A 23,250-nucleotide genomic window follows, 5' to 3' on the forward strand; every position below is an offset into this window, starting at 1 on the left:
GGTGATCAGTCCACCGTCACGTAGTCGGGGCCGGAGTAGTGGCCGGTCGCCAGCTTCTGACGCTGCATGAGCAGGTCGTTGAGCAGGCTGGAGGCACCGAAGCGGAACCAGTGGTTGTCCAGCCAGTCCGGACCGGCGGTCTCGTTGACCAGGACCAGGAACTTGATCGCTTCCTTGGTGTTGCGGATGCCGCCGGCCGGCTTCACGCCGATCTGGATGCCGGTCTGGGCGCGGAAGTCGCGCACGGCCTCCAGCATCAGGAGCGTGTTGGCGGGGGTGGCGTTGACCGCGACCTTGCCGGTCGAGGTCTTGATGAAGTCCGCGCCGGCCATCATGCCGAGCCAGGAGGCGCGGCGGATGTTGTCGTACGTGGACAGCTCGCCGGTCTCGAAGATCACCTTGAGCCGGGCGCGGTCGCCGCACTCGGCCTTGATGGCGGCGATCTGCTCGTACACCTCCAGGTAGCGGCCGGCGAGGAAGGCGCCACGGTCGATGACCATGTCGATCTCGTCGGCGCCGGCGGCGATGGCGTCGGCGGTGTCGGCCAGCTTCACGGGGAGAGCCGCGCGGCCCGCCGGGAAGGCGGTGGCGACGGAGGCGACCTTGACGTCGCTGCCCTTCAGGGCGGCCTTGGCGGTGGCCACCATGTCGGGGTAGACGCAGACGGCGGCGGTCGTCGGGGTCGTGCGGTCGGTCGGATCGGGATTGACGGCCTTGGCGGCGAGCGCCCGGACCTTGCCCGGGGTGTCCGCGCCTTCGAGCGTCGTCAGGTCGATCATGGAGATGGCCAGGTCGATGGCGTACGCCTTGGCCGTGGTCTTGATCGAACGCGTTCCGAGGGCCGCGGCGCGCGCCTCCAGGCCGACGGCGTCGACGCCGGGCAGCCCGTGGAGGAAGCGGCGCAGCGTGCTGTCGGACGCGGTCACGTCGGCGAAAGCTTGTGCTGCGGTGGCAGTGGTGGGCATGGTCACCAGTCGAGCATATCTACGCGCGTAGCGGCGTGTACAGGGGCCCGCTCGGACGAGCGTGCGAAAGCGCAGGTGGTGGCGGGGAAGTGGTGGGGCTGGTGAGTCCCGTCACATGCCTCCGGCAGACGCGGACCGGACGACGGCCGCCCCGGAGTCGGGCCGCCGCGCCCGGGGGCGGCGACGTGCCGACGCGCGGGCTCGCGGGGCCGGGCCCGGGCCCTCTGCGCCGGACGGGGACGGCTGAGGCACAATCGGGCCCATGACGAGCCCGACGCCTTCCGCGCAGCCCTCCGAGCCCGACCAGGAGGACCGTGTCTTCCGTTCCTCGACGGGGATCGCTGGCGGCGTGTTCCTGCTGCTCCTCGTCGTGTTCTTCGGCGGGGACGCGATCGTGCGCGGCGCCGGGCGGACGCCGTGGCTGACGCTCGCCACGCTGATCACGATCGTGCCGCTGATCGTGGCCTTCAGCATCCGGCCCGCGGTCTACGCGAACGAGCTGCGGCTGCGCGTCCGCAACCCGTTCCGGACCATCACGCTGCCCTGGGGCACGGTCGCCGACGTGCGGGCCGGCTACTCCAGCGAGGTCATGACGCACGACGGCGGCCGCTACCAGCTGTGGGCGGTGCCGGTGTCGCTGCGGCAGCGCAAGAGGGCCGCGCGCAAGGCGGCCACCGCCTCGCAGGACGACCCGCACGGCCGTACGTCCGCCACCGCCGACGTCACCGACATCAAGGCCCGCTACGCGCCCGCCGACAAGACCGTCGCGGACCTGCGCGACATGGCCGAGCGGCTCGGCGGCCGGGCCGAGACGGCGGGCGAGGCGCAGGTGCGCTGGGCGTACGAGGTGATCGCGCCGGCCCTCGTCGGCCTCGTGCTCCTCGTGATCCTCATCGCGACCGGCTGAGCCCTTCCGGGGCCCGTACGGTCACGGCGGCCCCGGCCACACCAGCAGCATGTAGCCGCCCAGCCACGCCGACGACAGCGCCGCCCCGCCCACCACCACGGCCGCCGCCGCGAACCGGGCCCGGGCCACCGCCAGGGCCACCGGCAGCAGCAGCGGAAAGCCCGGCAGGAGGTAGCGGGCGCGCGGGAAGTACACGCCGCCGCTGCCCAGGACCACCAGGAGCAGCACCCCGGTGAACACGAGCAGCGGCACCGGCTGCCGGTCCCGCCGGTCCGCAGCCGAGAGCACGTACAGCGCGGCGGTGACGACCAGGACCGCCGACACCGCGACCAGGAACAGCTGCGGATGCCGGGCGTGGAGCAGCAGATCGCGCAGCGTGCGCAGGGTGACCGCGCCGCCGTCCCACTCGTTCGCCCAGGTCCGCTGCACCGCGAGATAGCCGTCCCAGCGGCCGAGCCGCAGCCCCACCCAGCCCGTGAACCCCAGCCAGCCCAGCGGTGCGGCGAAGGCGGCCACGAGCGCCGGGCGGTCGCCGCGCCGGGCCGCGAGCAGCGCCGCCACCGACACCGCCGCCGCGACCGCGATCCCCGTCGGCCGGGTCAGCCCCGCCGCCACCGCGAGCCCCGCCGCCCACCCCCAGCGCCCGGCCAGGACCGCGTACAGCGCCCCCGCCGCCAGTGCCGTGAACAGCGACTCCGTGTAGCCCATCCACTGCACCACCGCCACCGGCGACGCCCCCCACAGCACCACCAGGACCGCACCCGTACGCCGCCCGTGCAGCCGCTCACCGACCGCGAAGATCCCGAGCGCGGCGCACAGCGAGCAGACCCCGGCGATCACGAGCCCGACGGAGGCCCGGGAGCCCGGCGTGACGGCCGCGACGGCCTTGATCAGGGCCGGGTAGAGGGGGAAGAAGGCGAGGCTGCTGTGGTGGACGAGGACCTGGTCGTAGCCGTGGTCGGCGATGCCCAGGTACCAGCCCGAGTCCCACGAGGTCGCGAGCGTCCGCCACAGGCCCCGCCCCTTGGCGTGCGCCCAGTGGGCCAGGACCAGCAGCCCCAGGGCCCGTACCGCCAGATAGCCGAGGAGGGCGGGGGCGGCCCGGCGGAGCAGTGGGGGGAGCGGGGGGCCGGCGGGCCGTGGGGCCGGGCACCGGGGCGGTGCGGGGGACGCGGTGAGCACCGGGCCACCCTGGCCCCGCCCAGACGGCGGAGGGCACGCGCGTTACGGCACCCGCCGTAACCGGTTCACCCGCGAGGGCGACACCGAAGGGCCCGTACGGAAACGGTTCCGTACGGGCCCTTTGACGTGCGTCAGACGCGGATCACAGCCCCGCGGCCTCGGCCAGGTCCTTCTTGACCGAGGAGAGGACCTCGGCGGCCGTCGCGCGGGCCGTCGCCAGCCCGCTCGCGTCGGCGACCGGGACCACGACCTCCAGGTAGCACTTGAGCTTGGGCTCGGTGCCGGACGGGCGGACGATCACCCGGGCCTTGTACGCACCCTCCAGGTGGTAGCGCAGACCGTCGGTCGGCGGCAGCGACTCCGTGCCCTTCGTCAGGTCCTCCGCCGAGACGACCGTCAGGCCGGCCAGCCGCACCGGGGGCTTCTCGCGCAGCGCGGTCATCGCGTTCGCGATCACGGTCAGGTCCTCGACGCGCACCGACAGCTGGTCCGTGGCGTGCAGACCGTGCGCCACCGCCAGGTCGTCGAGCAGGTCGGTGAGCGTGCGGCCCTGCTCCTTCAGCTTCGAGGCCAGCTCGGCGACGAGCAGCGCCGCCGTGATGCCGTCCTTGTCGCGGACGCCCTCCGGGTCGACGCAGTAGCCGAGCGCCTCCTCGTAGCCGTACCGCAGGCCGTCGACGCGGGCGATCCACTTGAAGCCGGTCAGCGTCTCCTCGTAGCCGACGCCCGCGGCCTGTGCGATCCGGCCGAGCAGGGACGACGACACGATCGACTCGGCGAACACACCCCGCGCGCCCTTGTGCACCAGGTGCGCGGCGAGCAGCGCGCCCACCTCGTCGCCGCGCAGCATCCGCCAGCCGCCCTCGACGGCGGCGTCCGGCACGGCCACCGCGCAGCGGTCCGCGTCCGGGTCGTTCGCGATCACGATGTCCGGGTCCACGGCCCGCGCCGCCTCGAAGGCGAGGTCCATCGCGCCCGGCTCCTCCGGGTTCGGGAACGCGACCGTCGGGAACGCCGGGTCCGGGTCGGCCTGCTCGGCCACCAGCGCCGGCGGCGGGAAGCCGTGCCGGGCGAACGCCGCCGTCAGCACCTCCTTGCCGACGCCGTGCATGGCCGTGTAGACGGTCCGTACGCCACGGGGCGAGCCGGGCGTCAGGACCGCGTCCGTCCGCTCCAGGTACGCCTCCAGGACCTCGTCGCCGAGGGTCTCCCAGCCCGAGTCCGGGCGCGGTACGTCGGCGAGCGCGCGCACCGCGGCGATCTCGGCGGCGATCTCCGCGTCGGCGGGCGGCACGATCTGCGAGCCGTCGCCCAGGTACACCTTGTAGCCGTTGTCGCGCGGCGGGTTGTGACTCGCGGTCACCTCGACGCCCGCGACGGCACCCAGATGCCTTATCGCGTACGCCAGGACGGGCGTCGGCAGCGGCCGCGGGAGCAGCGCGGCGCGCAGGCCCGCGCCGGTCATCACGGCGGCCGTGTCGCGCGCGAAGTCGGCGGACTTGTAGCGGGCGTCGTAGCCGATGACCACGAGGCCGCCGGTCTGCCCCTTCGCCTTGAGGTACGCGGCGAGGCCCGCGGCGGCGCGGATGACCACGGCGCGGTTCATCCGCATCGGCCCCGCGCCGAGCTCGCCACGGAGCCCGGCGGTGCCGAACTGCAGCGTGCCGGCGAAGCGGATGGCGAGCTCGTCGGTGTCCCCGCGGTCGAGGAGCGCGCCGAGTTCGTCGCGGGTCTCCTGGTCGGGGTCCTCGGCGAGCCACGCCTGGGCCCGGGCGAGGAGGTCGTCCTGCGTCACGGTGGTGTGCCTTTCGGGGGGTGCGGGTGGTGGTGGGCGGCGGGGAAGGGGGTGCGGGTGCCGCTGCGCGGAGCCTTTCCCCACCCCGCCCCTTCCCGTAACCGGGGGCTCCGCCCCCGGACCCCCGCGCCTCGGACGCCGGCGGGGCTGGATTTCGGCGGAGCCCCCGGTTCCTAGGGTCAGATGCGGTCGAGCACCCGCGTCAGCAGCTCGCCCATCCGGGCGGCCGAGTCGCGGCCCGCCTGGAGGACCTCCTCGTGGTTCAGCGGCTCGCCCGAGAGCCCCGCGGCGAGGTTGGTGACCAGGGAGATGCCGAGGACCTCCGCGCCGGCCTCGCGGGCGGCGATCGCCTCGAGGACGGTGGACATGCCGACGAGGTCGCCGCCCAGGACGCGGACCATGTTGATCTCGGCCGGGGTCTCGTAGTGCGGGCCGGGGAACTGGACGTACACGCCCTCCTCCAGCGTCTCGTCGACCTCCTTGCACAGCGCGCGCAGCCGCGGCGAGTACAGGTCGGTCAGGTCGACGAAGTTCGCGCCCTCGATCGGCGACGCCGCCGTCAGGTTGAGGTGGTCGCTGATGAGGACCGGCTGGCCGGGGCGCATGCCCTCGCGGAGGCCGCCGCAGCCGTTGGTGAGGACGACGGTCTTGCAGCCGGCGGCGACGGCGGTGCGGACGCCGTGCGCGACGGCGGCGACACCGCGGCCCTCGTAGTAGTGGGTGCGGCCGAGGAAGACCAGGGCGCGCTTCTCGCCGATCTTGTACGAGCGGATCTTGCCGCCGTGGCCCTCGACGGCCGGCGGCGGGAAGCCGGGCAGCTCGGTGACCGGGAACTCGGCCTCGGGGGCGCCGAGCGCGTCGACGGCGGGGGCCCAGCCGGAGCCCATGACCAGGGCGACGTCGTGGTTCTCGACACCGGTCAGCTCGCGCAGGCGCGCGGCGGCGGCCTCGGCGGCCTCGTACGGGGTGGTAGTGGCGTTCACTGAGTCTCTCGCCTCGGGGAGGGGGGTCCGAGGGGAGCCCCGGACGGATTCGATTCGCGCAGCAGCCTAGCCGGAGAATTCCTACGCGCGTAGATGACGGCGCGCACGGAGCTGCGATCGTTGTCTTGTCGTTTCCGACAAGGGCGGAAAAGGGACCGCGGCGCTCCGCCTCAGCAGGGGCGCTTGCGCAGCTCCATCACGTAGTCGTGCGGCGCCCCGGCCGACTCCGCCGCGTCCGCGATCTCGCCCAGGTAGCGGGCCGAGGGCAGCCCGCCCTCGTACGCGTTCAGCACGTACACCCAGGTCGGCTCGTCGCCGTCCAGCGTGTGCACGCGCACCCGCATCCGCCGGTAGATGTCGAGGCCGACGCCCTCCCAGCGGTCCATCGAGTCCTCGTCCATCGGCGCGATGTCGTACAGCGCGACGAAGACCTGGGAGCGCGGGGCCTCCACGATGGTGGCGAGCGCTCCCTCCCAGCCCATCTGCTCCCCGCCGAAGGTCAGCCGCCAGCCGTTCAGCCAGCCGGTGCCGCGCAGCGGCGAGTGCGGTGCGCGGCGGCTCATCAGCCGCGCGTCGAGGTTGCCGGCGTACGCGGCGTAGAGCGACATGGGGTCGAGGGTACGGGAGGGGCGGGGCGGCCGCGGAAGTCCGAGGCGGGCCCGGACGGAGGGGGCCGCCCGGCCCCTGGCGCGTGACCCGGCCGCGCGTACGCGACAATGGGTTACGCACTTGAAGCGTGCGGGACAATGGCGTACGCACTGCAGCCCAGCGGGGTGACCCCCCGGCAGAACGAGAGCGCGAGGCGTAGATCCCAGTGACCCGGATCGTGATCATCGGCGGCGGACCCGGCGGATACGAGGCGGCCCTCGTGGGCGCCCAGCTCGGCGCGGAGGTGACCGTCGTCGACTGCGACGGCCTCGGCGGCGCGTCCGTCCTGACCGACTGCGTCCCCTCCAAGACCCTGATCGCCACCGCCGAGGTGATGACCACCTTCGACTCCTCGTACGAGGAGCTGGGCATCATCGTCGCCGACGACACCCCGCCCCTGGAGCAGTCCGCCCGCGTGGTCGGCGTGGACCTGGGCAAGGTGAATCGGCGTGTGAAGCGGCTCGCGCTCGCCCAGTCGCACGACATCACCGCGTCCGTGACCCGGGCCGGCGCCCGCGTGCTGCGCGGCCGCGGCCGGCTCGACGGGCGGCAGGCGCTCGACGGCTCGCGCCAGGTGGTCGTCACGGCCGCCGACGGCAGCGAGGAGACGCTGACCGCGGACGCCGTCCTGATCGCCACCGGCGGGCACCCGCGCGAGCTGCCGGACGCCAAGCCGGACGGCGAGCGGATCCTGAACTGGACCCAGGTCTACGACCTCAAGGAGCTCCCCGAGGAGCTCATCGTGGTCGGTTCCGGTGTGACCGGTGCCGAGTTCGCCGGCGCCTACCAGGCCCTCGGCTCCCGCGTCACGCTCGTTTCCAGCCGCGACCGCGTGCTCCCGGGCGAGGACCCGGACGCGGCCGCCGTCCTGGAGGACGTGTTCCGGCGCCGCGGCATGAACGTCATGGCCCGCTCCCGCGCCGAGTCCGCCAAGCGGGTCGGCGACCGGGTCGAGGTCACCCTCTCCGACGGCCGGGTCATCTCCGGCACGCACTGCCTGATGGCGGTCGGCGCCATCCCCAACACCGCGGGCATGGGCCTGGAGGAGGCCGGCGTCCGGCTGAAGGACTCCGGGCACATCTGGACCGACAAGGTGTCCCGCACCACCGCCCCCGGCGTCTACGCGGCCGGTGACGTCACCGGTGTCTTCGCGCTCGCCTCGGTGGCGGCCATGCAGGGACGCATCGCCATGTACCACTTCCTCGGCGACGCGGTGACCCCGCTCAATCTGAAGACGGTCTCCTCCAACGTCTTCACCGACCCCGAGATCGCCACCGTCGGCTACACCCAGGCCGACGTGGACGCGGGCAAGATCGAGGCCCGGGTCGTCAAGCTGCCGCTGCTGCGCAACCCCCGCGCGAAGATGCAGGGCATCCGGGACGGCTTCGTCAAGATCTTCTGCCGCCCCGGCACCGGGATCGTGGTCGGCGGCTGTGTCGTCGCCCCGCGTGCGAGCGAGCTGATCCACCCGATCTCGATCGCGGTCGACAACAATCTGACGGTCGAACAGATCGCAAATGCTTTCACCGTGTACCCCTCCCTGTCGGGCTCGATCGCGGAAGTGGCACGGCAGTTGCACACCCGAAAGACCGCGGGCGAGGCGTAACACCGGCGCCGGCGACCGCTCCCGCCTGCGGGAACGGTTCGCCGACTCGGACAACCCCCGGCAAGCCGGGGCATAGAACGATCAACGACGGGGTCCCTCATATCACTTGGGGGCCCCGTCTGTGTGCAACTTCTGCATTTCGGCCCAAAGTGCCGTGGGTCACGTTACTGTCGGTTTCGTGTTCGCTGCAGAACGTCGCCAGTTGATCCTCGAAATGGTGCGTGCCAATGGAGCCGTGTCGCTCCGCGAGCTCGCCCGCGTCGTCCAGACCTCAGAAGTGACCGTACGGCGTGACGTGCGGGCGCTGGAGGCAGAAGGACTCCTCGACCGCCGGCACGGCGGTGCGGTACTGCCGGGCGGACTCACGCGAGAGTCCGGCTTCCCGCAGAAATCCCATCTCGCGACCGCCGAGAAGACCGCCATCGCGGACGTCGCCGCGACCCTCGTCGAGGAGGGCGAGGCCATCGTCGTCGGCGCGGGCACCACCACGCAGGAGCTGGCGCGTCGGCTCGCCCGGGTGCCCGGACTCACCGTCGTCACCAACTCGCTGCTCGTCGCCCAGGCCCTCGCCCACGCCAACCGGGTCGAGGTCGTCATGACCGGCGGCACCCTGCGCGGCTCCAACTACGCGCTCGTGGGCAGCGGGGCCGAGCAGTCGCTCCAGGGGCTGCGGGTCTCCCGGGCCTTCCTCTCGGGCAGCGGACTGACCGCCGAGCGCGGCCTGTCCACGTCCAACATGCTCTCCGCGAGCGTGGACCGGGCGCTCGTGCAGGCGGCGGCGGAGGTCGTGGTGCTCGCCGACCACACCAAGCTCGGCACCGACACCATGTTCCAGACGGTGCCGACGGATGTGATCACCCGTCTGGTCACCGACGAGCCCCCGGTCCACGACGAGCGCGCTGCCACCGAGCTCCAGGCCCTCGCCGACCAGGGCGTCCAGATCGCCGTGGCCGGCACCGGCGCCCCCGCGCACGCGAGCGAGCCGCACCCACCGGGCGGCGGCGGCCGCCCGCGCCGTGACGTCCCGCTGCCCGGCCAGCGCGGCAGGCTCCCCGGCGGCCAGTTCCGCGGCGGCCCGGGCGGCCTCCCCGGCGAGATGCTCGCACCCGAACGGGCGGCGCGGGTCGCGGACATGCGCCGCCGCTGACAGATCGCGTACGGGGCGGGGCGCTCGTACGGGCAGGGGCTCGCGGGCTCGTGTACGGGGCGGGTTCTCGCGCGGCCCGGGCTCTCGTACGGACGCGCTACGGCTTCAGGCCGCGTACCGTCAGGTCCAGCAGGCGGTCCGCCAACCCCGGGTCGTCCGGGGAGCGTTCGGCGGCCAGGGCGATCGCGTTGGCGAGCTGGATCAGGTCGCCGATGGGCACGTCCGCGCGCACCGTGCCCGCCGCGCGGGCCCGGTCGAGCAGTCGGGTGCCCGCCGCGCGCAGCGGCCCCCGGCACTCGGAGAGCGCCGAACTCCCGTCGGGCGAGGCCGACATGAGCGCGATCGAGAGGCCGCGGTACTCGCTCGCGTGGGCGATCAGGGTGCGCAGCCAGGTCATGAGCGCGGCGCACGGGTCCGGGTCCTCGGCCAGCTCCGCGGAGCGGTGGAGGAGCGCGGCGAGGGCGTCCTGGAAGACGGCGCCGAGCAGCGCCTCGCGGCTGGGGAAGTGCCGGTAGAGGGTGCCGATGCCGACCCCGGCGCGGCGCGCGATGTCCTCCAGGGAGGCGTCGGTGCCGTGCGCGGCGAAGGCGGCACGGGCCTCGGCGAGCAGCCGCTCGCGGTTGCGGCGCGCGTCCGCTCGCATCCGTACTCCCTCCGCAGGGCTCTGGTGTCACGAAGGGCCCGCAGGCGGTGGATGCCTGCGGGCCCTTCGTACCGTACCCCGGTCGGAACCGGGGCCGGGATCAGTCCTTGATCTCGCAGATCGCGGCGCCGGACGTGATGGAGGCGCCGACCTCGGCGGACAGGCCCTTGATGGTGCCGGCCTTGTGCGCGTTGAGCGGCTGCTCCATCTTCATGGCCTCCAGGACGACGATCAGGTCGCCCTCCTGGACCTCGGCGCCCTCCTCGACGGCCACCTTGACGATGGTGCCCTGCATCGGGGAGGCGAGGGTGTCGCCGGAAGCCGTCGGGCCGGACTTCTTGGCGGCGCGGCGCTTCGGCTTGGCGCCGGCGGCCAGGCCGGTCCGCGCCAGGGTCATGCCCAGCGACGACGGCAGGGAGACCTCCAGGCGCTTGCCGCCGACCTCGACGACGATCGTCTCGCGGCCGGTCTCGTCCTCGTCGGCCTCGCCGCCCGCCGGGGCGAACGGCTTGATCTCGTTGACGAACTCGGTCTCGATCCACCGGGTGTGGACGCGGAACGGGTCGGCGGTGAACGCCGGGTCGACCACGACGGCCTGGTGGAACGGGATGGCCGTGGCCATGCCCTCGACCTTGAACTCGGCGAGCGCGCGGGCGGCGCGCTGCAGCGCCTGCTCGCGGGTGGCGCCGGTGACGATCAGCTTGGCGAGCAGCGAGTCCCAGGCCGGGCCGATGACCGAGCCGGACTCGACACCCGCGTCCAGGCGGACGCCGGGGCCGGTCGGCGGCTCGAAGACGGTGACGGTGCCGGGCGCCGGGAGGAAGTTGCGGCCCGGGTCCTCGCCGTTGATGCGGAACTCGAAGGAGTGACCGCGGACGGCCGGGTCGCCGTAGCCGAGCTCCTCGCCGTCGGCGATCCGGAACATCTCGCGGACCAGGTCGATGCCGGTGACCTCTTCGGTAACCGGGTGCTCGACCTGGAGGCGGGTGTTGACCTCCAGGAAGGAGATCGTGCCGTCGACACCGACGAGGAACTCGACGGTGCCGGCGCCGACGTAGCCGGCCTCCTTGAGGATGGCCTTGGACGCCGCGTACAGCTGGGCGTTCTGCTCCTCCGTCAGGAACGGCGCCGGGGCCTCCTCGACGAGCTTCTGGTGGCGGCGCTGCAGCGAGCAGTCACGGGTCGAGACGACGACCACGTTGCCGTGCTGGTCGGCGAGGCACTGGGTCTCGACGTGGCGCGGCTTGTCCAGGTAGCGCTCGACGAAGCACTCGCCGCGGCCGAAGGCGGCGACGGCCTCGCGGACGGCGGAGTCGTAGAGCTCCGGCACCTCTTCGAGGGTGCGGGCGACCTTCAGACCGCGGCCACCGCCACCGAAGGCGGCCTTGATGGCGATCGGCAGGCCGTGCTCCTGGGCGAAGGCGACGACCTCGTCGGCGCCCGAGACCGGGTCAGGGGTGCCGGCGACCAGCGGGGCGCCGGCGCGCTGCGCGATGTGGCGGGCGGCGACCTTGTCACCGAGGTCGCGAATGGCCTGCGGCGGCGGGCCGATCCAGGTGAGGCCGGCGTCGATCACGGCCTGGGCGAAGTCGGCGTTCTCGGAGAGGAAGCCGTAACCCGGGTGGATCGCGTCGGCACCGGAGTCCGCCGCGGCCTGGAGCACCTTGGCCATGTCCAGGTAACTGGTGGCCGGGGTGTCACCGCCCAGGGCGAACGCCTCGTCGGCCGCGCGGACGTGCAGAGCGTCCCGGTCCGGATCGGCGTAGACGGCTACGCTGGCGATCCCGGCGTCCCGGCAGGCCCGGGCGACGCGGACAGCGATTTCGCCACGGTTGGCGATGAGCACCTTGCGCACGATGGCTCCCTCCTTGAAACAAGCTGAGTTTAGGGACTGCCGACACGGCCTTTCGACCCGTCCCCAGTGGTGAGCTTGCCCACACGGAGCGTGATGCCAGGCTTGCTCGGGTCGTGAAATCCCTTGTCGCACCACGGTACGCAGGGATTCTTGACGGCACAGTAGCTCCGAGGTGTGGCGCAGGTCTCTGTTCCCGGGACCAGTCGCCAAATGGGTTTCTTTGTGGAGTCCCTACGAATGGCGCAACCATTCTTTGCTCATGCCTCGGAGCGCGTCCCGGAGTTCGCCAGCGTGGCGCGAACCCTTGTCCGAGGTTTTACCGGCCAGTAGCCTTCCTGTTGACCCGCGTACCGCAGGTAACAGCAGTCATTCAGGGGGGTGGCCGAGGTGGCCCGCAGACCGATAGCGCTCGTGACGGCGGCGGTGCTCTTCCTGGAGGCGCCGGGGATCGTGGCGATCAACGCGGTCATGGCCCGTTTCGTACGGGGCCAGTCGATGTCCCTCAACGGGCTCGACCCCGAACTGATGTACCGCGGCACCTGGGGCCTCGGCCTCGTCTCCGGCGCGCTGTTGCTGCTCTGCGGCCTGGTCCCGCTGATCGCCGGGATACGCGACCGCCGCCCCGGCCGCCCCGGGCGCGTCCTGCTCGTCGGCTGCGCGGTGGTGCACGGCGTCCTCGGCGCGGTCGCGGTCGGGCTGCTCGGCTGGGCGGCCTTCGCGTTCCTGATGCTGGTGGTCGGCCTGATCGTGCTCACGCTGGTGGCGTACGGCGAGACCGCGGCCGAACCCTCCGGGGAGGCCCCGGCCGCGGCGTGAGGCCCGCCGGGCTCAGGTCCAGAGGTCGGTGATCGCGACGTCCAGCTTCGCCAGCAGGCGGCGGAGCAGCGGCAGCGAGAGGCCGATGACGTTGCCCGGGTCGCCGTCGATGCCGTCGATGAACGGCGCCGACCGCCCGTCGAGCGTGAACGCGCCCGCCACGTGCAGCGGTTCGCCGCTCGCCACGTACGCGGCGATCTCCGCGTCCGTGGGCTCGCCGAAGCGGACGACGGTGGAGGCGGTGGCCGACTCGTAGCGCTTGGCCGTCGTGTCGTACACGCAGTGGCCCGTCTGGAGGATGCCGACCCGGCCGCGCATCGACTTCCAGCGCGCGACGGCCTCCTCGGCGTCGGCCGGCTTGCCGAGCGCCTGCTTGTCCAGCTCCAGGACCGAGTCGCAGCCGATCACCAGGGCGCCCATCGCCTCGGGCCGCGCGGCCACGTGGGCGGCCTTGGCCTCGGCGAGGGCGAGGGCCAGATCGGCCGGGGTCGGCGCGTGCACCTTGTCCTCGTCCACCCCGCTCACCATCACCTCGGGGGCGAGGCCGGCCTGCCGAAGCAGTCCGAGCCGGGCGGGGGAGGCGGAGGCGAGCACGACACGGCGGCGATCAGCAGTCATGGCAGCAGCGTAGCGAGCCCGTGCGGGGCGCGCCCTGATCAGCCCTCACCTGCCGGCGATGAACATCAAGACCACCATCGCCAGGGCGAGGAGAACGCCCGCGCGGCGCAGCATCGCCGCCATGTCGTGGAGTTCCTTCGGCGGCTCGTCGTCGGGGTCGGACCAGAGCATGCCTCCGATCCTGCGGCCCGGAGGGCGGGGGCGCCTGAGTACGGGTACTCAAGCGCCCTGGCGCGTAAGGACCGGTCCCGTCCGCCGGGCCGGCCCTGTCCGGGGGTCGGCCCTCTCCGGGGGGCCGGTCCGGTCCGTCGCGCTAGTCCCGCCCGTCGCGCGTGCGGGCGAACGCGCCGGCCGCCGCCGCGGCGAGCGCGGCGACCACGGCCCGCTCCGCGTCGGCGGGCCGCAGCTCCTCGCGGCTGATCGCGAAGCGGTAGTAGAGCGGCGCCGAGACGGCCCGGAGGAGTTCGAGGGCGTCGATGTCGGCGGTGAGCTCGCCGCGGTCGACGGCCCGGCTCACGACAGGGGCCCATTCGGCCAGCCGGGTGCGGTAGAAGCCGCGCAGGGCGCTCGCGCAGACCGGGTCGCAGGCCGCCGCCGCGATCACGGCGCGGAAGAGGGCGGCGAGCCGGGGGTCGGTCAGCGAGTCGTGCACCAGGTCGGCGTTGGCCTGGAGGTCGCCCGCCAGGCTGCCGGTGTCGGCGGACGGCAGCGAGCGCTCGGCCATGTCGCGCAGCAGGTCGGTGACGAGCCCGACGGGGGAGCCCCAGCGGCGGTAGACGGTGGTCTTGCCGACGCCCGCGCTCGCGGCGATCTGATCCATGTTCAGGGTGTGGAAGCCCGCGGTCACCAGGGCGTCCTCGGTCGCGTCGAGGACGGCCCTGCGGACCTTCGCGGTACGGCCGCCGGGGCGCACGGTGCCGGGCTCGGCCGGCAGGCTCTCGCTCAAACGGGTCTCCTGTTCCATTAGCGGCTCTTGCTCTGCTACCGTCTGGGGCATCTTAACGGAACTAGCGTCCCATTAAGGGGTCCTGTTCATGGTTGCGCTCGATGTTCCCACCGTCGCCCCCCGGCTCGCCGGGCGGATGCGCCTCGTCCTCGCCGTCCTCCTCGTCGCCCAGTTCATGCTGGCCGTCGACTTCTCGATCCTGAACGTCGCCCTGCCCGTCATCGGCCGGGGACTGGGCTTCAGCACGGGTGGCCTCCAGTGGATCGCGACCGCCTTCGCGCTCGCCGCCGCCGGTTTCACGCTGCTCTTCGGGCGGGTCGCCGACCTCGTCGGCCGCCGCCGGATCTTCCTCGGCGGCATGGCCGTCCTCGGCGCCGCCTCCCTCGCCGGAGGGCTCGCCACCGGCCCGGAGACGCTGATGGCCGCGCGCGTCGCCCAGGGCCTCGCCACCGCCGCCGTCACCCCCGCCGGGCTCTCGCTGCTCACCTCCGCCTTCCCCGAGGGGCCGCTGCGCGACCGGGCGCTGGGCCTCAACGGAGCCCTGATGTCAGCCGGTTTCACGACCGGCGCCGTCCTCGGCGGGGTGCTCACCGATCTGCTCTCCTGGCGCTGGGCCTTCTTCGTCAACGTGCCCGTCGCCGGCGCCGTCCTGCTCGTCGCCCCCGCCGTACTGCGGGAGAGCCGCCCGGCCGACCGCCCCCGGCTCGACGTGCCCGGCGCGATCACCGTCACCGGCGGCCTGCTCTCCCTCGTGTACGGGCTCACCGCGGCCGGCGAACGCGGCTGGACCGACGCCGTCGTCCTCGGCGCCCTCGCCGCGGCGGCCGTACTGCTCACCGCGTTCGTCCTCGTCGAGCGCCGGGCCGCGGCCCCGCTCGTACCGGTCCGGGTCCTGAAGCGCCGCACCGTCGTCTGGGGCAACCTCGCCGGGCTCGTCGCCTTCGCCACCGAGACCTCGCTGGTCTTCCTGATGACCCTGCACCTCCAGGAGGTGCTCGGCTTCTCACCGCTCGCCGCCGGCCTCTCCTTCGGCGTCCTCGGCGCGGGCACGGTCCTCGGCGGGCTGCTCGCCCCGCGCTTCATCGGCCGCTTCTCGGCCCGTACGGCCCTGATCGCCGGCGGAGCGCTCCAGGCCGCCGCTACCCTCGGCCTCGTCGACCCCTCGTACGGCGTGCTGCTCGCCGCGACCTTCGCGGGCGGCGTCGGCAACATGCTGGCGATCGTCGGCTTCATGGTCACCGCGACCTCGGGACTGCCCGACGCGGAACAGGGCATGGCCACCGGCATCGCCACGATGACGCAGCAGATCGGGATCACGCTCGGCACGCCGGTGATGAGCGCCGTCGTCGTCACCGCGACCGCCCTGCCGGCCGGCCTCGGCCGCGCGGTCCTCGTCAACGCGGCCGTGGTCCTCACGGGGGTGCTCGCCGCCGCCCTGTTCCTGAGGAGGCCCCGTCAGCAGGAGGGGCGGTAGGCGAGCACGAGGTTGCGCCCGCAACTCCCGTACCTTCAGGCCGATTTCGGCCGCCGCGTGGTTCCGGGCACGTCGAAGGCCGGACCCCCACACAGGGGGTCCGGCCTTCACCGGACGAATCTCCGGACGGAAATCCCTACACCGGCCAGTAGGACCGCGCCCACGACCGCGGGCCCGGCCGCGGCCGGACGTTGCGCGCGATCCGCGCCGGGTCCGACCAGCCCTCGGGCACCCTCGGGCCGCTGCCCGCGGCGGCCGCCGCCGCCGTGGCCGCGGCCCGGGCCTGGACCACCGCCAGTGCGGCGGCCAGCTCCTCCGGGGTCGGGTTTCCTCGTACGACCTTGATCATCGTGTGTCCCTCCCGAGGGTCGACAGCGGCTTAGAGCGGGATGTTGCCGTGCTTCTTCGGGGGCAGGGATTCCCGCTTCGTGCGCAGCTGACGCAGGCCCTTGACGACCTGCGCGCGGGTCTCGGACGGCAGGATCACCCCGTCGATGTAGCCGCGCTCGGCCGCGATGTACGGGTTGAGCAGCGTGTCCTCGTACTCCTGGATCAGCCGCGTGCGCACCGCCTCGACGTCCTCGCCGTTCGCCTCCGCCTCGGCGAGCGTGCGCCGGTGCAGGATGTTGACCGCGCCCTGCGCGCCCATGACCGCGATCTGGGCGGTCGGCCAGGCCAGGTTGAGGTCGGCGCCGAGGTGCTTGGAGCCCATGACGTCGTACGCGCCGCCGAAGGCCTTGCGGGTGATGACGGTGATCAGCGGGACGGTCGCCTCGGCGTACGCGTAGATCAGCTTCGCACCGCGCCGGATGATGCCCTCGTGCTCCTGGCCCACGCCCGGCAGGAAGCCCGGCACGTCGACGAAGGTGAGCACCGGGATGTTGAAGGCGTCGCAGGTGCGCACGAAGCGCGCGGCCTTCTCGGAGGCGCCGATGTCGAGGCAACCGGCGAACTGCATCGGCTGGTTGGCGACCACGCCGACCGGGAAGCCCTCGACGCGGCCGAAGCCGGTGAGGATGTTCGGCGCGAACAGGGCCTGGGTCTCCAGGAACTCGCCGTCGTCGAGGACGTGCTCGATGACGGTGTGCATGTCGTACGGCTGGTTCGCGGAGTCCGGGATCAGCGTGTCGAGCTCGCGGTCCTCGTCCGTCACCTCGGTGTCGGCGACCTCCGGGAAGGCGGGCGCCTCGGACAGGTTGTTCGAAGGCAGGTAGGACAGCAGGGACTTGACGTACTCGATCGCGTCCTTCTCGTCGCCCGCCATGTGGTGGGCCACGCCGGACGTGGAGTTGTGGGTGCGGGCGCCGCCCAGCTCCTCGAAGCCGACGTCCTCGCCGGTCACCGTCTTGATGACGTCGGGGCCCGTGATGAACATGTGCGAGGTCTGGTCGACCATCACCGTGAAGTCGGTGATCGCGGGGGAGTAGACCGCGCCGCCGGCGCACGGGCCGACGATCAGCGAGATCTGCGGGATCACGCCGGAGGCGTGGGTGTTGCGGCGGAAGATCTCGCCGTACATGCCGAGCGCGCTGACGCCCTCCTGGATGCGGGCGCCGCCGGAGTCGTTGATGCCGATGACCGGGCAGCCGGTCTTCAGCGCGAAGTCCATCACCTTGATGATCTTCTGGCCGAAGACCTCGCCGAGGGCACCGCCGAAGACGGTGAAGTCCTGCGAGAAGACGGCGACCGGGCGGCCGTCCACCGTGCCGTAGCCGGTGACGACACCGTCGCCGTACGGGCGGTTCTTCTCCAGGCCGAAGTTGCTGGAGCGGTGCCGGGCCAGCTCGTCCAGCTCCACGAACGAACCTTCGTCGAGCAGCAGTGCGATGCGCTCGCGCGCGGTCAGCTTCCCCTTTGCGTGCTGCTTCTCGACGGCGCGCGCGGAACCGGCGTGGGTGGCCTCGCCGATCCGGCGCTCCAGATCCGCGATCTTGCCCGCGGTCGTGTGAATGTCGATCTCGTTGTGCTCTGCCGGCTCGGACATCGGGATGCGGCTCCCTGCCTGGTCACGGGGGGTCTCGTGGAATGCGAACCGACCCGCGAAGTGACCACGAATGGACTACGGAGGACTACTCCTTGGCTACTGCGTCGTAGCGTATCGGCGCCCTCACGGTTCACGCAGTGCGGCGTTTGCCACACCTACGCTGACTTGCATGACGTCCTCCCAAGGCTCAGCGGGACGCTGGTCCGACCTCGACCGCCCCCCGCTCAACGCTTCCGCCCTGCGCAACGCGCTCGTCCTCCCCGACGGCCTGTGGACCTCCCTCGACATCGTCGAGACCACCGGCTCCACCAACTCCGACCTGGCCGCCCGCGCCGGCGAACTCCCCGAAGGCGCCGTGCTCGTCGCCGAGGAGCAGACCTCGGGACGTGGCCGCCTCGACCGCACCTGGACCGCCCCCGCCCGCTCCGGCCTCTTCGTCTCCGTCCTGCTCAAGCCCGCCGCGCCCGTGCACCGCTGGGGCTGGCTGCCGCTGCTCACCGGCGTGGCCGCCGCCACCGGCCTGGCCAAGGCCGCCGGCGTCGACCTCTCCCTCAAGTGGCCCAACGACCTGCTCGTGAATGTCGCCGGTGAGGAACGCAAGACCGGCGGCATCCTCGCCGAGCGGGCCGGCGGCGACGGCGTGGTCGTCGGCCTCGGCCTCAACGTCACCCTCGGTGCCGACGAGCTCCCCGTCCCCACCGCCGGCTCGCTCCTCCTCGCCGACGCCGTCTCCACCGACCGCGACACCCTGCTGCGCGCCGTCCTGCGCTCCCTGGAGCAGTGGTACGGCGACTGGGTCCGGGCCGACGGCGACCCGGCCGGCTCCGGCCTCCTGGACGCGTACACGAAGGCGTGCGCCACCCTCGGCCGCCGCGTCCGCGCCGACCTGCCCGGCGAACGCATGCTGGAGGGCGACGCCGTCGCCGTCGACGGCGACGGACGGCTCGTCGTCGAGACCGAGGGCGGCGGGACCGAGGCCGTGGCGGCCGGTGACATCGTCCATCTGAGGGCCGCGTGAGCCCCGCCGGCTGACTTCCCGCACGGCTCACGCCCGATCCTGGTGCGGTCAGGGCGTGAGCCAGCACACACCTGTCGTATCGTTGACCGCGATCCACGCGACAGATCGGCAGGGCAAGTGGGCAGGGAACGGGCAGGAGGCGGCCGGTGACCGTCGACGACGCGGACAACGGCGACGCCGCGGCCGAACAGCCGGCCGCGAACCCCACCTATCCCACACCCCACCATGTGGTCGACCACACGGTGGAACCGACCGACGACCCCCTCGCGATCCGCCTGGAACAGCTGATCCTCGGCGCCGACCGCCGCTACACCCCCTTCCAGGCCGCCCGCACCGCCGGCGTCTCCATGGAGCTCGCCTCCCGCTTCTGGCGCGCCATGGGCTTCGCCGACATCGGCCAGGCCAAGGCGCTCACCGAGGCCGACGTGCTCGCGCTGCGCCGCCTCGCCGGTCTCGTCGAGGCCGGACTGCTCAGCGAGCCGATGGCCGTGCAGGTCGCCCGCTCCACCGGACAGACCACCGCCCGGCTCGCCGAGTGGCAGATCGACTCCTTCCTGGAGGGCCTCACCGAGCCGCCCGAGCCCGGCATGACCCGCACCGAGGTCACGTACCCCCTCGTCGAGCTGCTCCTGCCCGAGCTGGAGGAGTTCCTCATCTACGTGTGGCGCCGCCAGCTGGCCGCCGCCACCGGCCGGGTCGTGCAGGCCGCCGACGACGAGGAGATGGTCGACCGCCGGCTCGCCGTCGGCTTCGCCGACCTGGTGGGCTTCACCCGGCTCACCCGGCGCCTGGAGGAGGAGGAGCTCGGCGAACTCGTCGAGGCCTTCGAGACCACCTGCGCCGACCTGGTCGCCGCGCACGGCGGCCGGCTCATCAAGACCCTCGGCGACGAGGTCCTGTACGCGGCCGACGACGCCGGCACCGCCGCCGAGATCGGGCTGCGGCTCATCGAGACCCTGGGCCACGACGAGACCATGCCCGCGCTCCGGGTCGGCCTCTCCTTCGGCACCGTCACGACCCGGATGGGCGACGTCTTCGGCACCACCGTCAACCTGGCCAGCCGGCTCACCTCGATAGCGCCCAAGGACGCCGTCCTCGTCGACAGCGCCCTCGCCGAGGAGCTGACCCGCACCGGCGAGGCGCCGGTCTCCGAGACCCAGGCGGCGGAGGAGGCCGCCCGCGCCGACAAGGAGGGCGAGCCGGCCCCGTCGTACCGCTTCGCGCTCCAGCCGATGTGGCAGCGGCCGGTGCGCGGACTGGGTGTGGTGGAGCCCTGGCTGCTGAGCCGCCGTCCGACCTAAGATCTCCGGTGCACAGCCGTTAACAGGCGTTAACTGGCTTCGACCGGGAGGGTGTACGGCCATGTCCGAGCAGTCCGAGCAGCGTTTTGGTGAGTTCGTCGTGATCCGGCGGGACGAGCGCGGTCATGTCGCCGAGCTCGTCCTCGACCGGCCCAAGGCGATGAACGCGGTCTCCTCGGAGATGGCCCGCTCCATCGGCGCCGCCTGCGCCGCGCTCGCCGCCGACCCGAGGGTCCGCGTGACCGTGCTGACCTCGTCGAACGACCGGGCCTTCTGTGTCGGCGCCGACCTCAAGGAGCGCAACTCCTTCAGCGACGCCGACCTGGTCCGGCAGCGCCCCGTCGCCCGCGCCGCGTACACCGGAGTCCTGGAGCTGCCCATGCCGACCGTGGCGGCCGTGCACGGCTTCGCGCTCGGCGGCGGCTACGAGCTGGCGCTGTCCTGCGACGTGATCGTGGCCGACGCGACCACCGTCGTCGGCCTGCCCGAGGTCTCGGTCGGCGTGATCCCGGGCGGCGGCGGCACGCAGCTGCTGCCGCGCCGGGTGGGCGCGGCCCGCGCCGCCGAGCTGGTGTTCACGGCGCGCCGGGTGGAGGCCGCCGAGGCCCGCGAGCTCGGCATGGTGGACCTCCTGGAGGACGACGCCCGGACCGCCGCCCTGGAGCTGGCCGGCCGGATCGCGGCCAACTCGCCGGTCGGCCTGCGGGCCGCCAAGAAGGCGATGCGGCTGGGCGTGGGCCTGGACCTGCGGGCCGGCCTGGAGGTCGAGGACGGCGCCTGGCGTTCGGTGGCGTTCTCGGGCGACCGCGCGGAGGGCGTGGCGGCGTTCAACGAGAAGCGCAAGCCGGAGTGGCCGGGCGAGTGAGCCCCGGGGCTCCGGAGGCGGGCCGTCCGGATGCTCTCCGTGTGCAATTGCTCCAGATTTTCACCATATGTAACTTTCCGTGACGTCTCGGTGGGGAAAACGGACCAAACATCCCTAAGCTGGAGGAATGGGCGAGGATGTGCGGTTGCGGGCCGTAGTGGCACTGGCACAGGCGATGGCGGCGGCGCACACTCCACGGGAGTTCTGGCGGGCCGCCGCACTCGGCGCCGGTGAGGCGCTGGGCGGCAGCTTCGCCGCGCTCTCCGTCTGGCAGCGGGACCGCGGCCGGCTGAAGGTGCTGGTGAACGCCGGGCAGCGGGCGGTGGGCGAGGAGGAGTTCCCGGACTCCGAGACGTACCCCGTGCACCAGTTCCCGGAGATCACCGAGTTCCTGCACGAGCACTGGGCGGGCGGCGGCGAGCCGGACGCCTGGGTGGAGACCGTCGACGACCGGGTCTCCACCGGCCGGGTCACCGGCCTGCGCCGGCGCGGCCGCGGCTGCTGCGTGGTCGCGCCGATCGTGCTCCACGGCCGGGCCTGGGGCGAGCTGTACGTGGCACGGCCGGCCGGGGCGGTGCCCTTCACCCGGGACGAGGCCGACTTCGCGACCGTCCTCGCGGCGGTCGTCGCGGCCGGCATCGCCCAGGCCGAGCGCCTGGAGGAGGTCCGCAAGCTGGCCTTCACCGACCCGCTCACCGGCCTCGCCAACCGCCGCGCCGTCGACACCCGCCTCGACCAGGCCATCGAGCGCTACCGCGCCGACGGCTCCGTCGTCAGCCTCATGGTCTGCGACCTCAACGGCCTCAAGCGGGTCAACGACACCCACGGCCACGCCGTCGGCGACCGTCTCCTCGAACGGTTCGGCTCCGTGCTCTCCCGCTGCGGCGCGCAGCTTCCCGGCGCGCTCGCGGCCCGGCTCGGCGGCGACGAGTTCTGCCTCCTGACCGTCGGCCCGACGGCCGACGAGGTCGTGGCGGTCGCCGAGGAACTGTGCGTACGGGCGGCGGAGCTGGAGCTGGGCGAGGGCGTCGCCTGCGGGGTCGCGTCCACCGGCGACCCGATCGGTCCGCTGAAGTCCGCCCGCCGCCTCTTCCGCCTCGCCGACGCCGCCCAGTACCAGGCCAAGGCCGCCCGCTCCGCCAAGCCCGTCGTGGCGGGCCGCGACGGCACGGTGATCCGGCTCGCCGACGCCCCGCCCGGGGCCAGGGACCGGCGCCGCTTCCGGGACGCACCACCGGCGGAGCGCACGGAGGGGCGCGGGTAGGGGCGCGGGTCGAGGCGTTCGGAGTGGCGATCGGAGTGCGTTCGCACGCCGGGCGCGCCCCGCTCCCTGCGTTCAGCCCGCGAGGTCGCTCGTGCACGCGCGGCACAGCTTCTCGTCCCCGACCGGCCGGAACAGCATCGGCTGGATGTGCTGCTCGCCCTCGCACTCCCGCGCCCCGCTCAGGCGCGCCGACAGGCGCGGTCCCGGTGGCGGTACGGGCTGCGGTGCTACGGGAGCCGGGGGCGCCACGGGCGGGACCTCGCGCAGCAGGTAGCGGAGGAGTCCGCCGGGGCGCTGGACGGGAGTCCCGGCGCCGGGCAGGCCGCGCTCCACGTGCGCGTGGACGTCGGCCGACGTGTGCCCGGCGGCGAGCCATCGGGCCGCCAGGCCGGCCAACTCGTCCTTCATGCCGGGCGGGATGTGCCGCAGGGCGGGCGAGAGGAGGGGCAGCGCGCCGATGAGGGCGCGGGCTTCCTCGGGAACGGCGGGCTGGGGGCCGGGCTCGGGTTCCGGCTCGAAGTCCCGCTCGGGGTCCGGCTCGCGCTCGCCCGGCTCGGGCTCGGGCTCGGGCGGAAGGTCGGAGGTGTCTTCGCCACGGTCTTTCTCTGGATGACCGCCGGTGAGCGGGGCCGTCGGCCCACCGGCGGCCGGAATTCCGTGACTCGGCTGCGTGGGCACGGCTCCGGGTACGGGAACCGGCATCCGCCCCATCAGCTTCGCGGCCTCGCCCTCGCTCAACGGCCGGTTCGACACGAGCTGTTGCGTCACCCACCGCCCGCCCTGGGCCTGCACCCGCCGCTCGTGGACGAACCCCTCCTCCTTCAACTGCCGCTTCGCCCGGGTGAACGCGCATGCCCCGATCCGGGCACGCTCAGCCGTTCGGGACAACGATTCACGGGCCCCGTCGGGGAGCGAGAGCTGCCAGGTCAGAAGCCGAACGGCGTCGGAGCCGAGGCGCGGATGCCGGATGAGCTCGTGCGAGAACTGGGTGAAGCCGCGCGAGGGCGCGATAAAGTGCCGATACATCATCGGTGGAGGTCCGTCCACTGGTGGTCGAGGCCCTCGCGCATGGGTGCAACCATCGCGGGGGCCGTTTTGCGTGAACCGTACCGCACGCAGAGTGTCCGGATGGACGCATTGAGTGAATATGCCACTTGTGGGTTACGGCAGCGGCAACCGAGTCCCGCCCCTTCTGGCGACGACGGCTCCTCGGGTGCTGGGCTCGGCCCCGTA

General features: G+C 73.1%; 22 protein-coding genes. 9 read left to right on the forward strand and 13 right to left on the reverse strand.

Annotated features, from left to right (window positions below; genetic code table 11):
• Positions 1 to 5: 5 nt before the first annotated feature.
• Positions 6 to 965, reverse strand: coding sequence for a deoxyribose-phosphate aldolase (gene deoC / locus ACWEJX_RS03410; protein WP_451605970.1), 960 nt, complete (start codon positions 963 to 965; stop codon positions 6 to 8).
• Positions 966 to 1,227: 262 nt separating this feature from the next.
• On the opposite strand from deoC, the gene ACWEJX_RS03415 reads away from it, so the two are divergent.
• Positions 1,228 to 1,872 (forward strand): PH domain-containing protein, encoded by a 645-nt coding sequence (locus tag ACWEJX_RS03415; protein ID WP_451605846.1) that lies wholly within the window; start codon positions 1,228 to 1,230, stop codon positions 1,870 to 1,872.
• A gap of 21 nt (positions 1,873 to 1,893) precedes the next feature.
• Here the strand turns inward: ACWEJX_RS03415 and ACWEJX_RS03420 are convergent, their stop codons facing one another.
• The 4 genes from ACWEJX_RS03420 to ACWEJX_RS03435 form a co-directional block, all read right to left on the reverse strand.
• Positions 1,894 to 3,054: a hypothetical protein gene (locus tag ACWEJX_RS03420; RefSeq protein ID WP_451605847.1), complete on the reverse strand. Its 1,161-nt coding sequence runs from the start codon at positions 3,052 to 3,054 to the stop codon at positions 1,894 to 1,896.
• Positions 3,055 to 3,196: 142 nt separating this feature from the next.
• Positions 3,197 to 4,849, reverse strand: a complete 1,653-nt coding sequence (locus tag ACWEJX_RS03425) for a phospho-sugar mutase (RefSeq protein WP_451605848.1) — start codon at positions 4,847 to 4,849, stop codon at positions 3,197 to 3,199.
• A gap of 179 nt (positions 4,850 to 5,028) precedes the next feature.
• Positions 5,029 to 5,832, reverse strand: a complete 804-nt coding sequence (locus ACWEJX_RS03430) for a purine-nucleoside phosphorylase (protein WP_403795871.1) — start codon at positions 5,830 to 5,832, stop codon at positions 5,029 to 5,031.
• A 170-nt stretch (positions 5,833 to 6,002) separates the two neighbouring features.
• Positions 6,003 to 6,440, reverse strand: a complete 438-nt coding sequence (locus ACWEJX_RS03435; RefSeq protein ID WP_403795874.1) for a gamma-glutamylcyclotransferase — start codon at positions 6,438 to 6,440, stop codon at positions 6,003 to 6,005.
• Between the two features lie 206 nt (positions 6,441 to 6,646).
• Between ACWEJX_RS03435 and ACWEJX_RS03440 the strand changes: the two genes are divergently transcribed.
• Together ACWEJX_RS03440 and ACWEJX_RS03445 are read left to right on the forward strand one after the other, a co-directional pair.
• Positions 6,647 to 8,086, forward strand: coding sequence for an NAD(P)H-quinone dehydrogenase (locus ACWEJX_RS03440; RefSeq protein ID WP_403795877.1), 1,440 nt, complete (start codon positions 6,647 to 6,649; stop codon positions 8,084 to 8,086).
• Between the two features lie 214 nt (positions 8,087 to 8,300).
• Positions 8,301 to 9,233, forward strand: a complete 933-nt coding sequence (locus ACWEJX_RS03445) for a DeoR/GlpR family DNA-binding transcription regulator (RefSeq protein ID WP_451605971.1) — start codon at positions 8,301 to 8,303, stop codon at positions 9,231 to 9,233.
• Positions 9,234 to 9,330: 97 nt separating this feature from the next.
• Here the strand turns inward: ACWEJX_RS03445 and ACWEJX_RS03450 are convergent, their stop codons facing one another.
• Both ACWEJX_RS03450 and ACWEJX_RS03455 read right to left on the reverse strand, forming a co-directional pair.
• On the reverse strand, positions 9,331 to 9,876 hold the full coding sequence (locus ACWEJX_RS03450; RefSeq protein ID WP_451605849.1) for a TetR/AcrR family transcriptional regulator: 546 nt from the start codon (positions 9,874 to 9,876) through the stop codon (positions 9,331 to 9,333).
• 100 nt (positions 9,877 to 9,976) lie between these two features.
• Positions 9,977 to 11,731 carry an acetyl/propionyl/methylcrotonyl-CoA carboxylase subunit alpha gene (locus ACWEJX_RS03455; protein WP_451605850.1) on the reverse strand — a complete coding sequence of 585 codons (1,755 nt, stop codon included), beginning with the start codon at positions 11,729 to 11,731 and terminating at the stop codon, positions 9,977 to 9,979.
• Positions 11,732 to 12,118: 387 nt separating this feature from the next.
• Between ACWEJX_RS03455 and ACWEJX_RS03460 the strand changes: the two genes are divergently transcribed.
• The gene (locus ACWEJX_RS03460) at positions 12,119 to 12,547 is read left to right on the forward strand and encodes a hypothetical protein (RefSeq protein ID WP_451605851.1); all 429 of its coding nucleotides are present in this window, start codon (positions 12,119 to 12,121) and stop codon (positions 12,545 to 12,547) included.
• Between the two features lie 12 nt (positions 12,548 to 12,559).
• Here the strand turns inward: ACWEJX_RS03460 and ACWEJX_RS03465 are convergent, their stop codons facing one another.
• From ACWEJX_RS03465 to ACWEJX_RS03475, 3 genes are all read right to left on the reverse strand, one after another.
• Positions 12,560 to 13,165, reverse strand: coding sequence for a nucleoside triphosphate pyrophosphatase (locus ACWEJX_RS03465; protein WP_403795888.1), 606 nt, complete (start codon positions 13,163 to 13,165; stop codon positions 12,560 to 12,562).
• 45 nt (positions 13,166 to 13,210) lie between these two features.
• Positions 13,211 to 13,336, reverse strand: coding sequence for a morphogenic membrane protein MmpB (mmpB, locus tag ACWEJX_RS03470; protein WP_451605852.1), 126 nt, complete (start codon positions 13,334 to 13,336; stop codon positions 13,211 to 13,213).
• Positions 13,337 to 13,478: 142 nt separating this feature from the next.
• Complete coding sequence (locus ACWEJX_RS03475; RefSeq protein WP_451605853.1) at positions 13,479 to 14,129, reverse strand: TetR/AcrR family transcriptional regulator; 651 nt, start codon at positions 14,127 to 14,129, stop codon at positions 13,479 to 13,481.
• Between the two features lie 70 nt (positions 14,130 to 14,199).
• Between ACWEJX_RS03475 and ACWEJX_RS03480 the strand changes: the two genes are divergently transcribed.
• Positions 14,200 to 15,585 (forward strand): MFS transporter, encoded by a 1,386-nt coding sequence (locus tag ACWEJX_RS03480; protein ID WP_451605854.1) that lies wholly within the window; start codon positions 14,200 to 14,202, stop codon positions 15,583 to 15,585.
• A gap of 136 nt (positions 15,586 to 15,721) precedes the next feature.
• Here ACWEJX_RS03480 and ACWEJX_RS03485 read toward each other — a convergent pair whose 3' ends face one another.
• Together ACWEJX_RS03485 and ACWEJX_RS03490 are read right to left on the reverse strand one after the other, a co-directional pair.
• Complete coding sequence (locus ACWEJX_RS03485; RefSeq protein ID WP_403795900.1) at positions 15,722 to 15,934, reverse strand: acyl-CoA carboxylase subunit epsilon; 213 nt, start codon at positions 15,932 to 15,934, stop codon at positions 15,722 to 15,724.
• Positions 15,935 to 15,964: 30 nt separating this feature from the next.
• A complete protein-coding gene (locus ACWEJX_RS03490; protein WP_451605855.1) occupies positions 15,965 to 17,569 on the reverse strand; it encodes an acyl-CoA carboxylase subunit beta in 1,605 nt (534 codons plus the stop codon).
• A 169-nt stretch (positions 17,570 to 17,738) separates the two neighbouring features.
• On the opposite strand from ACWEJX_RS03490, the gene ACWEJX_RS03495 reads away from it, so the two are divergent.
• The 4 genes from ACWEJX_RS03495 to ACWEJX_RS03510 all read left to right on the forward strand — a co-directional run bounded on the left by ACWEJX_RS03495 (position 17,739) and on the right by ACWEJX_RS03510 (position 22,017).
• Positions 17,739 to 18,587, forward strand: coding sequence for a biotin--[acetyl-CoA-carboxylase] ligase (locus ACWEJX_RS03495; protein WP_451605856.1), 849 nt, complete (start codon positions 17,739 to 17,741; stop codon positions 18,585 to 18,587).
• Positions 18,588 to 18,733: 146 nt separating this feature from the next.
• On the forward strand, positions 18,734 to 19,888 hold the full coding sequence (locus tag ACWEJX_RS03500) for an adenylate/guanylate cyclase domain-containing protein (RefSeq protein ID WP_403795909.1): 1,155 nt from the start codon (positions 18,734 to 18,736) through the stop codon (positions 19,886 to 19,888).
• Positions 19,889 to 19,949: 61 nt separating this feature from the next.
• Positions 19,950 to 20,753 (forward strand): enoyl-CoA hydratase/isomerase family protein, encoded by an 804-nt coding sequence (locus tag ACWEJX_RS03505; protein ID WP_451605857.1) that lies wholly within the window; start codon positions 19,950 to 19,952, stop codon positions 20,751 to 20,753.
• A gap of 127 nt (positions 20,754 to 20,880) precedes the next feature.
• The gene (locus ACWEJX_RS03510; RefSeq protein ID WP_451605858.1) at positions 20,881 to 22,017 is read left to right on the forward strand and encodes a diguanylate cyclase domain-containing protein; all 1,137 of its coding nucleotides are present in this window, start codon (positions 20,881 to 20,883) and stop codon (positions 22,015 to 22,017) included.
• Positions 22,018 to 22,089: 72 nt separating this feature from the next.
• Here ACWEJX_RS03510 and ACWEJX_RS03515 read toward each other — a convergent pair whose 3' ends face one another.
• Positions 22,090 to 23,046, reverse strand: coding sequence for a hypothetical protein (locus ACWEJX_RS03515; RefSeq protein WP_451605859.1), 957 nt, complete (start codon positions 23,044 to 23,046; stop codon positions 22,090 to 22,092).
• Positions 23,047 to 23,250 lie beyond the last annotated feature (204 nt).

The organism is Streptomyces sp. NPDC004788 (genome assembly GCF_053601115.1).

Bases quoted from the DNA above. Each gene is read 5' to 3' on its own strand.
- deoC (WP_451605970.1), bottom strand. From the start codon at position 965: ATGCCCACCACTGCCACCGCAGCACAAGCTTTCGCCGACGTGACCGCG.
- ACWEJX_RS03415 (WP_451605846.1), top strand. From the start codon at position 1,228: ATGACGAGCCCGACGCCTTCCGCGCAGCCCTCCGAGCCCGACCAGGAG.
- ACWEJX_RS03435 (WP_403795874.1), bottom strand. From the start codon at position 6,440: ATGTCGCTCTACGCCGCGTACGCCGGCAACCTCGACGCGCGGCTGATG.
- ACWEJX_RS03445 (WP_451605971.1), top strand. From the start codon at position 8,301: ATGGTGCGTGCCAATGGAGCCGTGTCGCTCCGCGAGCTCGCCCGCGTC.
- ACWEJX_RS03450 (WP_451605849.1), bottom strand. From the start codon at position 9,876: ATGCGAGCGGACGCGCGCCGCAACCGCGAGCGGCTGCTCGCCGAGGCC.
- ACWEJX_RS03465 (WP_403795888.1), bottom strand. From the start codon at position 13,165: ATGACTGCTGATCGCCGCCGTGTCGTGCTCGCCTCCGCCTCCCCCGCC.
- mmpB (WP_451605852.1), bottom strand. From the start codon at position 13,336: ATGCTCTGGTCCGACCCCGACGACGAGCCGCCGAAGGAACTCCACGAC.
- ACWEJX_RS03475 (WP_451605853.1), bottom strand. From the start codon at position 14,129: ATGGAACAGGAGACCCGTTTGAGCGAGAGCCTGCCGGCCGAGCCCGGC.
- ACWEJX_RS03480 (WP_451605854.1), top strand. From the start codon at position 14,200: ATGGTTGCGCTCGATGTTCCCACCGTCGCCCCCCGGCTCGCCGGGCGG.
- ACWEJX_RS03485 (WP_403795900.1), bottom strand. From the start codon at position 15,934: ATGATCAAGGTCGTACGAGGAAACCCGACCCCGGAGGAGCTGGCCGCC.
- ACWEJX_RS03490 (WP_451605855.1), bottom strand. From the start codon at position 17,569: ATGTCCGAGCCGGCAGAGCACAACGAGATCGACATTCACACGACCGCG.
- ACWEJX_RS03495 (WP_451605856.1), top strand. From the start codon at position 17,739: ATGACGTCCTCCCAAGGCTCAGCGGGACGCTGGTCCGACCTCGACCGC.
- ACWEJX_RS03505 (WP_451605857.1), top strand. From the start codon at position 19,950: ATGTCCGAGCAGTCCGAGCAGCGTTTTGGTGAGTTCGTCGTGATCCGG.
- ACWEJX_RS03510 (WP_451605858.1), top strand. From the start codon at position 20,881: ATGGGCGAGGATGTGCGGTTGCGGGCCGTAGTGGCACTGGCACAGGCG.
- ACWEJX_RS03515 (WP_451605859.1), bottom strand. From the start codon at position 23,046: ATGATGTATCGGCACTTTATCGCGCCCTCGCGCGGCTTCACCCAGTTC.